Origin of the sequence: Streptomyces poriferorum, assembly GCF_019399235.1 — a bacterium.
In the GTDB taxonomy this organism is placed as follows: domain Bacteria; phylum Actinomycetota; class Actinomycetes; order Streptomycetales; family Streptomycetaceae; genus Streptomyces; species Streptomyces poriferorum.
The window spans coordinates 1-12,030 of sequence record NZ_JAELVH010000202.1 but is presented as its reverse complement, the minus strand read 5'-3'; the positions used below and the strand labels follow the sequence as shown (position 1 = coordinate 12,030).

Here is a 12,030-nt window from a genome sequence, read left to right as displayed (position 1 = left end):
ACCGAGGGCGACTCGCCCGCCCGCCGCTCGCCCGCCGCCGCCCCGCGTCCCACCCTGTGGCGCATGGCACGTTGCGAGGTATGCGGAAACGAATACGGGATGTCCTTCGAGGTGCACGCGCAGGGCGCGGTGCATGTCTTCGACTGCTTCTCCTGCGCCATTCACCGCATGGCGCCCATCTGTGAGCACTGCCGGGTCCAGGTCATCGGCCAGGGTGTCGAGGTCGACGGGCATTGGTTCTGCGGCGGCCACTGCGCCCGCGCGGAGGGGAAGGTGGGCATCATCGACAAAGTCTGAGCGCACTCCGCCCCCACCCCCTCCGCGATGCGCCCCATGACGCAGTTGTACCGTCATGGGGTGTACCGCTTCCTGTTGACCCGGCAGTGGCTGATTCTCGCCCTCATCACCCTCGTCCTGATTCCGACGATGGTCGAACTGGGTTTCTGGCAGCTGCACCGGCATGAGCACAAGGTCGCGCAGAACGCCCTGATCTCGCACAACCTCAAGGCGAGGCCCGTGCCGGTCGCGGGGCTCACCTCCCCCGGGCATGTCGTTCCGCGTTCGGACTACTGGCGTGCGGTGACGGCCACCGGGACGTACGACGAGAAGCACGAGGTCGTCGTCCGGCGCAGGACCGCCACCGACGGCGCCATCGGCGTCCACGTGCTGATCCCGTTCGACCTCAAGGGCGGCGGCACGGTCATGATCAACCGCGGCTGGGTCCCGTCCGCGGCCGACCAGCACGCCTTCCCCGACGTACCGGCCGTGCCCAAGGGCGAGGTGACCGTCACCGGGCGGCTCAAGGCCGACGAGACGACGAGCGCCAGCGGCATCAAGGACATCTCGGACCTGCCGGACCGCCAGGTGATGCTGATCAACAGCGCCCAGCAGGCGAAGCTCCTCTCCCGGCCGGTGCTCGGCGGCTACATCGAGCAGACCGGGCCGGAGCCGAAGGGCGACTCCCCCGAGCTGATCGAGGCTCCCGACGACGGCTCCATCGGCCCGCACATGGCGTACGCCGTGCAGTGGTGGCTGTTCGCCGCCGGTGTCCCGGTCGGCTACGTGGTGCTGGCCCGCCGGGAGAAGCGCGACCGGCTCGCGGCGGCGGCCGAGGCCGCCGCGCAGGCCGATGCGGCGGAACCCGAGCCGGCGAAGGCCTGACAGCACGTCGGGGACGGCGTCCGCGGGGGTGACTCCCGCCTCTCCTGACCCCGTGGCTGCTTAGCGGGCGCCAGGTTCGGGAACACGCCAGAACGTGACCCCACGCATCGAGGACTACGCCCTCATCGGCGATCTCCAGACAGCCGCCCTGGTCGGCAGGAACGGTTCTGTCGACTGGCTGTGCCTGCCCCGCTTCGACTCGGGCGCCTGCTTCGCCGCGCTGCTCGGCGACGAGGAGAACGGCCACTGGCGCATCGCCCCGAAGGGCGCGGACACCTGCACGCGCCGCGCCTACCGCGGAGACTCCCTCGTCCTGGAGACGTTCTGGGAGACCCGCACCGGCACCGTCAAGGTCATCGACTTCATGCCGCAGCGCGACCGCGAGCCCGATGTGATGCGGATCATCGAGGGCGTCAGCGGCACGGTCGACATGGCCTCGGTGATCCGGCTGCGCTTCGACTTCGGCTCCGTCGTGCCCTGGATGCGCCGCTCTCAGGGCCACCGGGTGGCGGTCGCGGGGCCCGACTCCGCCTGGCTGCGCAGCGAACCACCCGTCAAGACCTGGGGCCAGCAGTTCTCCACGTGTTCCTCGTTCAGCGTCTCCGCGGGCGAACAGGTGGCCTTCGTCCTGACCTGGCATCCCTCGCACTCGCCCCGCCCCGATCTCGTCGACCCGTACGAGGCGCTGGAGAACACCCTGACCGACTGGGCCGAATGGTCGGCCCGGTGCACGTACGAGGGGCCCTACCGGGAAGCCGTGATCCGTTCGCTGATCACCCTCAAGGCGCTCACCTTCGGTCCGACCGGCGGCATCGTGGCGGCCCCGACCACCTCGCTCCCGGAGGACATCGGCGGCGTACGGAACTGGGACTACCGCTACTGCTGGCTGCGGGACTCCACCCTCACCCTCGGTGCGCTGACCTCGGCCGGCTATCTGGAGGAGGCCGCCGCGTGGCGGGACTGGCTGCTGCGCGCGGTCGCCGGGGACCCGGCCGACCTGCAGATCATGTACGGACTCGCGGGCGAGCGCCGGCTGCCCGAGGCGGAACTTCCGTGGCTGCGCGGCTACGAGAACTCCGCCCCGGTCCGGATCGGCAACGCCGCCGTGCGCCAGCGCCAGCTCGACGTGTACGGAGAGGTCATCGACTCACTCCGGCTGGCCCGGGCCGCGGGCCTGGACGACGCGCCGCACGCCTGGAGCCTCCAGCTCAGCCTGCTCGGCTTTCTGGAGTCCACCTGGCGCGAACCGGACGAGGGGCTCTGGGAGATCCGCGGCCGGCGCCGGCACTTCGTGCACTCCAAGGTGATGGCCTGGGTGGCGGCCGACCGCGCGGTGCGCACCCTCGAGGAGGACCCCTCGCTCTCCGGCGACGCGGACCGCTGGCGGGCGATGCGGGACGCCGTGCACCGTGAGGTGTGCGAGAAGGGGTACGACCCGGTGCGCAACACCTTCACCCAGTCGTACGGGTCGCGGGAGCTGGACGCCGCGACACTGCTGATCGCCCGGACCGGGTTCCTGCCGCCGGACGACCCGCGCGTCATCGGAACGGTGGACGCCGTCCGCGACGAGCTGGGCAGCGACGGACTGGTGCGCCGCTACAGCACGGACAGCACCGCGGTCGACGGACTCCCGGGCGGCGAGGGCGCGTTCCTCGCCTGCTCGTTCTGGCTGGCGGACGCGTTGCGGATGACCGGCCGCACCGACGAGGCCACCGAACTCTTCGAACGGCTGCTGGCGCTCCGCAACGACGTGGGGCTGCTCGCCGAGGAGTACGACACCGCGGCCATGCGCCAGCTCGGCAACTTCCCGCAGGCCTTCAGCCACATCGGGCTGGTCGGCACGGCGGTCGCGCTGGCCGAAGGCCAGGCCGCCGAGGACGGGGCGCGGGAGCAGGAGGCAGGATAGGGCCATGGATCTTGGACTGAAGGACCGTGTGTACATCGTCACCGGAGCGACCCGGGGGCTGGGCAACGCCACGGCGCGCGCCCTGGTCGCCGACGGCGCGAAAGTGATCATCACCGGCCGCGACGAGAAGAGCGTCCGGGAGGCCGCCGACGAGCTGGGCCCCGACGTGGTCGGACTCGCAGCCGACAACGCCGACCCGAGCGTCGCGCAGCGGCTGGTGGAGTCCGCGCACGAAGGGTTCGGGCGGCTCGACGGCATCCTCATCAGCGTCGGCGGCCCCGCGCCGGGCTCCGCCGCGGACAACACCGACGCACAGTGGCAGTCGGCGTTCGAGTCGGTGTTCCTGGGCGCGGTGCGCCTGGCCCGCGCGGCGGCCGCGGCGCTCGGCGAGGGCGGGGTCATCGGCTTCGTGCTCTCCGGCTCCGTCCACGAGCCGATCGCCGGACTGACCATCTCCAACGGACTGCGCCCCGGTCTGGCGGGCTTCGCGAAGTCGCTGGCCGACGAGCTCGGCCCGCGGGGCATCCGCGTGGTGGGCGTGCTGCCGTCCCGCATCGACACGGACCGGGTCCGTGAACTGGACGCGCTGTCCGGCAACGCGGCGGCCTCGCGCGCCGCCAACGAGGCGGCCATCCCGCTGCGCCGCTACGGCACTCCGGAGGAGTTCGGCCGGACCGCGGCCTTCCTCCTCTCGCCCGCCGCCTCGTATCTGACGGGCATCATGGTGCCGGTCGACGGCGGGTCCCGGCGCGGCTTCTGAGCCCTTGGCTCAGCCGTTCCCGGACGCGGAACGCCGAGGGGGCCGGACAGCTTTTCTGTCCGGCCCCCTCGGCGTGGCGTACCGTACCGCCCGTCAGCTCACGCGCTCGGCCCGGTGTTTGACCGCCTTCAGCCGCACCTCGGCCGGCAGCTTCGCCAGCCCGGCCGAGTCCCGGGCATGGGCCAGCGCCTCGTCGGTGAGCCGGCCCAGCGCCTCGTCCGGGGCGGCGTGCGGTTCCATGAGGAGCCGGATCCTGGCCTGGGGCTCGCTGCGCCTGCCGGTCAGGACGACCTGGGCGCGGGCCACCCCGTCCAGGGCTCCCGCCTCCTGTGCGAGCACGCCCTCCAGGGCGCGGCCACGCAGCAGCGCGCCTTCTCCGTCGCCGCTGTCCACGAGTACCTCGGCGAGGCGGGCCCGCCGCAGCTGAGCCAGCAGCCACCACAGGGCGAGTACCACCAGGACCGCGAGGACCGCGATCACGACCGGCCACCACCAGCCCTCGGAGCGCCAGCGGTCCCGGTCCGCGTCACTGAGGAGGACATCGCGCTTGCCGTACCAGGGCCACCAGGACGGCACGGAGAGACCGAGCGCCGCGGCCAGCACCCCGCCGCCGACGCAGACCAGTACCAGTCCGGCCAGGCCCAGCAGTACCCGGTTGACGGTCCCGATCACGCGGCTCACCCCTTCTTCGCCGGACGGCGGACGTGGACGGACAGGCTCGGCTGCCTGGCCAGTCCGAGTTCCCTGATGCCGGTGGAGAGCACGGTGTCCAGATCGGCCCGTACGTCGTCGAGTTCACGGAAGTGCGAGACGGCCCGCACCCCCACCTTGCCGCGGCCCATCCGGACCCGGACCGACTGCACGCCGGCGACCTCCACGGCCCGGTCGCGCAGGACCATGGCCGCCGCGGTCCGGTCCAGGGCCGCCCGTACGCCCGGGCGGTCACGGCGCATCGGAAGCAGATCGCGCAGTCCGGGCGTGAGCGCGAGGACGAGCAGCCACAGGCCGGCCGCCACCGCGACCGAGGCGCCCGTGAGCACCCAGACGTCGTCCAGCCGGCGCTCCGCCAGCTCGTCGGCCAGCGAGCGGCGCCACTGCATGGCCGGGTGGTCGGCACGGACCGCCGCGACGTCGTAGAGGAGCAGTCCGGCAGCGCCCAGGACCACCAGGGCGGTGATGCCCGCGGGGATGCGGCGGGCGGACCAGAAGCGGCCCGCTCCGCCCTCGCTCCGTTCCTTGGCCGGGACCGGGTCGTAGGCCGCGGACGACGCCGACTGGTCGAGCGCGAGCACGTCCCCGTGTTCCACGGTGTGCTCCGCGCCGTTCTCCGGGTTGCGGGGCTCGGTCATCGGATCCTCCCCTGCGCCGCGAGGCTCGCTCCTGAGGGGTGCAGGCGCTCGACCTGTACGGCCACTTCGGGCACCTCCATCCCTGCCAACGCCTCTACCCGCATCGCGACCCGGCGACGCACGGCACCGCACTGGCGCCCGATATCGCTGGGATATCCGAGCTCCAGACTCACCCGTACGCGGGCGGTGTCGCGGTGCACCGTGACCGTCGCCCGCGGCGACGCGGCGTCCTCGGCGGGCTCGTCGACCGCCTCCTTCGCCGCCTGCGCGGCGATCTTCGCGACGACCCGGTCGGCGATCCGGGTCTCTCCGCGCTCCGCGGCGGCGACCTGGCCGCCCTCCCCCGACAACGCCGTCACCGCCGTCGGTCGCCGCGATCGCGACTCCGGAAGAAGTCGCCGGGCTCCAGGTCACCGTCGAGGAAGCGACCGGCGATGAAGCCGATCGCCCCCAGGGCGGCCACCAGCAGAAAGGCACCGAACCCGCCGAAGTACCCGGCGAACCCGAGCGCCATGCCGGCCACCATGCCGACCACAGCCATGCTCATCTGCGCTCCTCAACTGCCTTTGACGGAGGACTACTGGACACGTGGCTCGGACTGGTCCTCGTCGTCGTCCTCGTCGGGCAGCTTCACATCGCTCACCGCGATGTTGACCTCGATGACTTCGAGGCCCGTCATCCGCTCGACCGCCGCGACAACGTTCTCCCTCACATCGCGGGCGACATCGGCGATCGACACGCCGTAGTCGACGACGATCTCCAGGTCGAGGGCCGTCTGGGACTCGCCCACCTCGGCCTTCACCCCACGGGTGACCGACTTGGACCCGCCGGGGACGCGGTCGCGCACCGCTCCGAAGGTCCGCGAGAGTCCGCTGCCCATCGCATGCACACCGACGACGTCGCGTGCCGCCATTCCGGCGATCTTCTCGACGACACCGTCGGCGATCGTCGTACGGCCGCGAGTGGCGGGGTCTCCCCCGCCGCGCTTGGTCAGCGAGTTGCTCCTGCTGTCGCCCCCCGTCGAGTCCTTGTCGGGGTTCTCGGGGCGGTTCCGCTGTGGGGTCTCGGTCATCGCCGTTCTTCCCTTCGGGGCAGATTGGACTTCCTTGCCCAGATTAAGTGCGGTTGCCCGGTCTCGCGCCGTGGATACGGCAGGCTGGGGGTCATGACGACGGCTGACAGCTCGCGCAGGGCCCAAGGATGGACGGCCGCGGTTCGGCAACGGCTCGGTCTGGGCCGGCTCCTCCCGCTGGGCGGCCCGGCGGACGGGGCCTGGATCTCGGAACGGGCGGCGGCGGCCGTACTGCGCAGGGCGGTGGGCGGTTCGGGGCCGGTGCTCCTGGATCTGCGCATCGCCGTGAGCGATGCCGAGGCGGCGCCCGCCCCGCAGGTGCCACCGCCCCCGAGCGCTCTGCCACCGGGGCCGCTGCGCATCGAGGCCACCGTGGCGGCGACGGCGCAGCTGCCGATTCCGGCCGCCGCCGCGGCACTGCGCTCCGCTCTGCTGACGGCTGCCGCCCGGCGGCTCGGGCTGGTGGTCGACGAGGTGGACGTCCAGGTGACGGAGTTGCTGGACGCCGAACCGGAACGGGTCGAACCGCCCCCGGTCGAGGTGCGCCCGGCGGATCCGGAGGACGCGGCGGGCCGTGCCGCCGCTGGAGTGACGGGGGTCGCGGCGCTGACGCGGGTGCTCGGCGCGTCCGTGCACACGGGCCCGGACCACGTCCGGGTCGAGCTGGCGACGGACGGCGGCCACCGGGCGCTGGACGTGGCGCGCTCGGTGCGGGCGGCCGTGACACAGGCGGTGGACGGGCATCCGCCGGTCGCGGTGCTGGTCACGGCCGTGACGGAGGGCCGGGTCCCGCCGGGAGCCGGCCCGGCGGCGGGCCCGGGGTGATGCGCCCGGGCCCACTGCCGGACGCTTTCAGTCGGCCGTGCCCGAGAGGTCGCGCAGCCGACGGCCCTGCGCGGAACGCTCGGCGGCGCGCTGCTCCTCGTACGTACGGGAGACGGCGCCGCTGAGCAGGGCCTTGGTCTCGATGACGGCGTCGCGCGGGGCGGCGATCAGGGCACCGGCCAGATCGCGGGCGGCTCCTTCGAGGTCCGCGGCGGGCACGACGAGGTTGGCCAGGCCGGTGCGTTCGGCCTCGGCGGCGTGCACGAAGCGTCCGGTGGCGCAGATTTCGAGCGCGCGTGCGTAGCCCACCAGGTGCACCAGCGGGTGCGTGCCGGTGAGGTCGGGGACCAGTCCGAGGCTGGTCTCGCGCATGGCGAACTGCACGTCCTCGGCGACGATCCGCAGATCGCAGGCGAGGGCGAGCTGGAAGCCGGCGCCGATGGCATGCCCCTGGACGGCCGCGATCGACACGATGTCGTTGCGGCGCCACCAGGTGAACGCCTCCTGGTACTCGGCGATGACCGCGTCGAGCTCGGCCTCCGGGCCACGCCCCATGTCGAGGAACGACGGCTCGCCGTCGAAGCCCTCGGGGGTGAACGCCTGGCGGTCGAGTCCGGCGGAGAAGGACACACCTTCGGCACGCAGCACGACGACCCGCACACTGCCGGGCAGGGCCCGTCCGGCCTCTGTCAACGCCCGCCACAGAGCGGGGGACTGAGCGTTGCGCTTGGCCGGATTGGTGAGGGTCACCGTGGCAACCGCGTCGTCGACGGTGAGTCGTACGCCGTCCTTGTCGAACACAGTGTCGAGCGAGGTCATGAAGCGCCTCCGGATCGGGGTGCAGTCAGTGCAGTCAGCACGGAGCTAAGTGACTGAACAGTAACCACCCGATCGACCGCACGATCGACCGGGTGGCCACCACCGAAACCGGTGAGCCCCGGGACAGGTCCTGCGACCTGCCCCGATCCGCGGACGGCCGTCAGGCCGCCGCGGCCTTCTTGCCTCGTGTCGCTCCGCCACGTCCCCGCAGCGTCACTCCGGACTCGCTGAGCATCCGGTGGACGAATCCGTAGGAGCGGCCGGTTTCCTCGGCCAACGCCCGGATGCTCGCACCGGAGTCGTACTTCTTCTTCAGGTCTGCCGCGAGCTTGTCGCGCGCGGCGCCGGTTACCCGGCTGCCCTTCTTCAGAGTCTCGGCCACCCGTGCCTCCTCGTGGGAAGTGCGCTCTGGACTCTCATGATCACCCCTCGGGGCCGTCCTGGCCACCCATTCGGCAAGGTCCGTGCAAGCGGATCGGCACCCCGGGAGGGCGACGACACGAGCGGAATCCAGGATTCCGCGGGGCTGTGGGGCCGGCGGGACAACCGCACCGGAGGAACGGCCAGGTCAGGGCCGCACCGGGCCCGGGGCCCGTCATGCGTGCACCCGACAGCTAACTGCCGGGTGCCGCGCCGAGGTACGAGACGTCCTCACACAGATGATGGATCACGCGTAGGCCGAATGATCCAGTGCGAGTGGATCAGGGGGCCGCGACGGCCGGAACGCGGCCGCCGCGCCGGGGCGTGCGCCGGGGACGGGCCCCGGCGCACGCCCGGACCGGATCAGGCCAGCGAGACCAGGTCCCGGTAGTCCGCACCCCACAGGTCCTCGACGCCGTCGGGCAGCAGGATGATGCGCTCGGGCTGGAGCGCCTCGACAGCACCCTCGTCGTGCGTGACGAGGACGACCGCGCCCTTGTACGTGCGCAGCGCGCCGAGGATCTCCTCGCGGCTGGCCGGGTCGAGGTTGTTGGTGGGCTCGTCGAGCAGCAGCACGTTGGCGGAGGAGACGACCAGCGTCGCCAGGGCGAGCCGGGTCTTCTCACCGCCGGAGAGCACTCCGGCGGGCTTGTCCACGTCGTCCCCGGAGAAGAGGAACGAGCCGAGGGTCTTGCGGACCGCCACCAGGTCGAGGTCCGGAGCCGCCGAGCGCATGTTCTCCAGGACGGTGCGGTTCGGGTCGAGGGTCTCGTGCTCCTGGGCGTAGTAGCCGAGCTTCAGCCCGTGGCCCTCGATGATGTCGCCGGTGTCGGGCTTCTCCGCGCCGCCGAGCAGCCGGAGCAGCGTGGTCTTGCCCGCACCGTTGAGGCCGAGGATGACGACCCGGGAGCCCTTGTCGATCGCGAGGTCGACGTCGGTGAAGATCTCCAGCGACCCGTAGGACTTGGAGAGGCCCTCGGCCATCAGCGGGGTCTTGCCGCACGGCGAGGGGTCGGGGAAGCGCAGCTTGGCGACCTTGTCGGAGACCCGGACGGCCTCCAGGCCGGAGAGCAGCCGGTCGGCGCGCTTGGCCATGTTCTGCGCGGCCACCGTCTTGGTGGCCTTGGCACGCATCTTGTCGGCCTGGGCGTTGAGCGTCGCGGCCTTCTTCTCGGCGTTCTGCCGCTCGCGCTTGCGGCGCTTCTCGTCGGCCTCGCGCTGCTGCTGGTAGAGCTTCCAGCCCATGTTGTAGACGTCGATCTGCGAGCGGTTGGCGTCGAGGTAGAAGACCTTGTTGACGACCGTCTCGACGAGCTCGACATCGTGGGAGATCACGATGAAGCCGCCGCGGTAGCTCTTGAGGTAGTCGCGCAGCCAGACGATCGAGTCCGCGTCGAGGTGGTTGGTGGGCTCGTCGAGGAGCAGGGTGTCGGCGTCCGAGAAGAGGATCCGGGCCAGCTCGACCCGGCGGCGCTGACCGCCGGAGAGCGTGTGGAGCGGCTGGGCCAGCACCCGGTCGGGAAGGCTCAGGGCGGCGGCGATGGTGGCCGCCTCGGCCTCGGCCGCGTAGCCGCCCTTGGTGAGGAACTCCGTCTCCAGGCGCTCGTACTTCTTCATGGCCTTCTCGCGGGTGGCGCCCTTGCCGTTCGCCATCCGCTCCTCGTTCTCCCGCATCTTGCGCAGGATCTCGTCGAGGCCGCGGGCGGACAGGATGCGGTCGCGGGCGAGCACGTCGAGGTCGCCGGTGCGCGGGTCCTGCGGCAGGTAGCCGACCTCGCCGGAGCGGGTGATGGTGCCGGCCGCCGGGGTGCCCTCGCCCGCGAGGCACTTGGTGAGGGTGGTCTTGCCCGCCCCGTTGCGGCCGACGAGGCCGATGCGGTCGCCCTTGGCGATACGGAAGGAGGCGGATTCGATGAGCATGCGGGCGCCGGCGCGCAGCTCGATGCCGGAAGCGGTGATCACGGGGAAAAACTCCAGAGCGGTATGGACGGCGGAGGAACGACTAGCGATTCACGACTCGACGCCGTTACTCACGCACACGCACAAGGAGAATTGCCATGAGAACCAGTCTACTGGCGGTGTCCAACCACTTTCCCGCCTGCTCCCACCGCAGTTGCCCGAAGCGCGCCGGCACACCCGCCCAACCTCGTCCCCATAGGCAAAAACGGGCATTGGGGTGTGAATTATCTGATACTCGGCGCATGGCTGAGCGGCAGCCGCGAGCGGAGCAGAGGGTGGTGCCATGCAGTTCGACGACGACGCCGATCTGGACACGTCCGAGGTCCGGGACACGCGCGGCAGCCGCATCCCGGGCGGCAGGGCCACCGTGGGCGGCGGGATCGCCGGGGTCATCGCGCTGATCCTGGGGCTGCTCTTCGGGGTCGGCCCCGATCAGCTCGGGCTCTCCTCCGGCGACTCGGGCACGACCGCGACCGCCTCGTCGGCGGCACAGGTCGAGCAGAACTGCCGGACCGGCCGGGACGCCAATACCAAGGACGACTGCCGGACGGTCGCGGTGGTCAACAGCGTGCAGGACTACTGGCGCCAGGAGTTCCAGCGGCGCGACGCCACGTACGGCAGCGCCCGCACGGTGCTGTTCACCGACCGGGTCGGCACGGCCTGCGGGTCGGCGACCTCGGCCGTGGGGCCGTTCTACTGCCCCGGCGACCGGCAGGTCTATCTGGACCTGGGCTTCTTCGACGAGCTGCGGACCAAGTTCGGGTCGAGCGGCGGACCGTTCGCCGAGGCCTACGTCGTCGCGCACGAGTACGGACACCACGTGCAGAACCAGATGGGAACGCTGGCCCGCTCGCAGGACGGCCGGACCGGCGAGAACAGCAACGCGGTGAGGGTGGAACTCCAGGCGGACTGCTACGCCGGGGTCTGGGCGAACCACGCGACGACCACACCCGACGAGTCGACCGGCCGGCCGCTGATCACCGAGCTCACCCGGGCGGACATCCGGGACGGACTCGACGCGGCCGCGTCGGTCGGGGACGACCGGATCCAGGAGAGGTTCCAGGGCCGCGTCACCCCCGAGTCCTGGACGCACGGCTCGGCCGCGCAGCGCCAGCAGTGGTTCACCACGGGCTTCACCAGCGGCGACCTGGAGGCCTGCGACACCTTCCGCTGACCTGCGCGAACTCCGCCGGCCCGCGCGGAACGACCCGGGCCCGGCCTTGCGCAGGTCGTTGTCGGTGCCGGGTGGAAGACTGAGACACAGATCACAGCCGGGCCGTCCGGGGCCCGGTTCGGCGCGAGAAGGGAATGAGCACGATGGCAGACGCGACGACAGGCGGACCGACGATCTGTCCGACGATTCTGTACGACGACGCGAAGGCCGCGATCAAGACGCTGACACAGGGCCTCGGCTTCACCCGGGAAGCGGTGTACGAGGGCGAGGACGGCACGGTGATGCACGCGGAGCTGTCCTGCGGCAACGGCAGGGTGATGCTGGGCTCCAAGGGCCGCGAGGGCGTCTTCGCCAAGGCGATGCGGGGTGCGGGACCGGCCGGCGTCTACGTGGTGGTCGACGAGGTGGACGCCCACCACGCACGGGCCGTGGAGTACGGGGTGGAGATCCTCATGCCGCCCACCGACCAGGACTACGGCTCCCGGGACTACATGGCGCGGGACGCGGAGGGCAACGTGTGGAGCTTCGGGACGTACGCCCCGGGCTCGCGGTCACGGCGGCATCGTCACCCCGGGCCCGGGGTGA

Annotated in this window: 15 protein-coding genes; 7 read left to right on the top strand and 8 right to left on the bottom strand. The window is 71.7% G+C overall.

From position 1 onward, the window contains the following. The first annotated feature begins 63 nt into the window (after positions 1-63). From JGS39_RS28275 to JGS39_RS28260, 4 genes are all read left to right on the top strand, one after another. Complete coding sequence (locus tag JGS39_RS28275; RefSeq protein ID WP_219572431.1) at positions 64-297, top strand: metallothionein; 234 nt, start codon at positions 64-66, stop codon at positions 295-297. Between the two features lie 60 nt (positions 298-357). Beyond that, a complete protein-coding gene (locus tag JGS39_RS28270; RefSeq protein ID WP_219572430.1) occupies positions 358-1,161 on the top strand; it encodes an SURF1 family cytochrome oxidase biogenesis protein in 804 nt (267 codons plus the stop codon). Positions 1,162-1,255: 94 nt separating this feature from the next. Continuing rightward, positions 1,256-3,067 (top strand): glycoside hydrolase family 15 protein, encoded by a 1,812-nt coding sequence (locus JGS39_RS28265; RefSeq protein ID WP_219572428.1) that lies wholly within the window; start codon positions 1,256-1,258, stop codon positions 3,065-3,067. A gap of 4 nt (positions 3,068-3,071) precedes the next feature. Beyond that, the gene (locus tag JGS39_RS28260; RefSeq protein WP_219572427.1) at positions 3,072-3,827 is read left to right on the top strand and encodes an SDR family oxidoreductase; all 756 of its coding nucleotides are present in this window, start codon (positions 3,072-3,074) and stop codon (positions 3,825-3,827) included. A 93-nt stretch (positions 3,828-3,920) separates the two neighbouring features. Here the strand turns inward: JGS39_RS28260 and amaP are convergent, their stop codons facing one another. The 5 genes from amaP to JGS39_RS28235 are packed head-to-tail and all read right to left on the bottom strand — an operon-like array spanning position 3,921 to position 6,248. Next, complete coding sequence (gene amaP, locus JGS39_RS28255; RefSeq protein WP_371604073.1) at positions 3,921-4,499, bottom strand: alkaline shock response membrane anchor protein AmaP; 579 nt, start codon at positions 4,497-4,499, stop codon at positions 3,921-3,923. 5 nt (positions 4,500-4,504) lie between these two features. Then, positions 4,505-5,176 carry a DUF6286 domain-containing protein gene (locus JGS39_RS28250; RefSeq protein ID WP_219572425.1) on the bottom strand — a complete coding sequence of 224 codons (672 nt, stop codon included), beginning with the start codon at positions 5,174-5,176 and terminating at the stop codon, positions 4,505-4,507. Further along, complete coding sequence (locus JGS39_RS28245; protein ID WP_219572424.1) at positions 5,173-5,535, bottom strand: Asp23/Gls24 family envelope stress response protein; 363 nt, start codon at positions 5,533-5,535, stop codon at positions 5,173-5,175. The genes JGS39_RS28250 and JGS39_RS28245 overlap by 4 nt, the downstream gene beginning before the upstream one ends. Continuing rightward, positions 5,532-5,723, bottom strand: coding sequence for a hypothetical protein (locus JGS39_RS28240; protein WP_136330255.1), 192 nt, complete (start codon positions 5,721-5,723; stop codon positions 5,532-5,534). Before JGS39_RS28240 ends, JGS39_RS28245 begins: the two co-directional genes overlap by 4 nt. A gap of 30 nt (positions 5,724-5,753) precedes the next feature. Beyond that, positions 5,754-6,248 carry an Asp23/Gls24 family envelope stress response protein gene (locus tag JGS39_RS28235; protein ID WP_219572423.1) on the bottom strand — a complete coding sequence of 165 codons (495 nt, stop codon included), beginning with the start codon at positions 6,246-6,248 and terminating at the stop codon, positions 5,754-5,756. A gap of 93 nt (positions 6,249-6,341) precedes the next feature. On the opposite strand from JGS39_RS28235, the gene JGS39_RS28230 reads away from it, so the two are divergent. Beyond that, positions 6,342-7,073: a hypothetical protein gene (locus JGS39_RS28230; RefSeq protein ID WP_219572422.1), complete on the top strand. Its 732-nt coding sequence runs from the start codon at positions 6,342-6,344 to the stop codon at positions 7,071-7,073. Positions 7,074-7,100: 27 nt separating this feature from the next. On the opposite strand, the gene JGS39_RS28225 is transcribed toward JGS39_RS28230, so the two are convergent. The 3 genes from JGS39_RS28225 to JGS39_RS28215 all read right to left on the bottom strand — a co-directional run bounded on the left by JGS39_RS28225 (position 7,101) and on the right by JGS39_RS28215 (position 10,274). Continuing rightward, entirely contained in the window at positions 7,101-7,892 is a 792-nt protein-coding gene (locus JGS39_RS28225; RefSeq protein ID WP_219572421.1) for an enoyl-CoA hydratase/isomerase family protein, read from the bottom strand. A 160-nt stretch (positions 7,893-8,052) separates the two neighbouring features. Next, the gene (locus tag JGS39_RS28220) at positions 8,053-8,274 is read right to left on the bottom strand and encodes a helix-turn-helix domain-containing protein (protein ID WP_007263382.1); all 222 of its coding nucleotides are present in this window, start codon (positions 8,272-8,274) and stop codon (positions 8,053-8,055) included. Positions 8,275-8,675: 401 nt separating this feature from the next. Then, entirely contained in the window at positions 8,676-10,274 is a 1,599-nt protein-coding gene (locus JGS39_RS28215; protein ID WP_219572420.1) for an ABC-F family ATP-binding cassette domain-containing protein, read from the bottom strand. Positions 10,275-10,554: 280 nt separating this feature from the next. On the opposite strand from JGS39_RS28215, the gene ypfJ reads away from it, so the two are divergent. Continuing rightward, positions 10,555-11,445, top strand: coding sequence for a KPN_02809 family neutral zinc metallopeptidase (gene ypfJ / locus JGS39_RS28210; protein WP_219572419.1), 891 nt, complete (start codon positions 10,555-10,557; stop codon positions 11,443-11,445). Positions 11,446-11,588: 143 nt separating this feature from the next. Further along, on the top strand, positions 11,589-12,030 hold a 442-nt coding region (locus tag JGS39_RS28205; protein ID WP_219572429.1), incomplete at its 3' end, for a VOC family protein.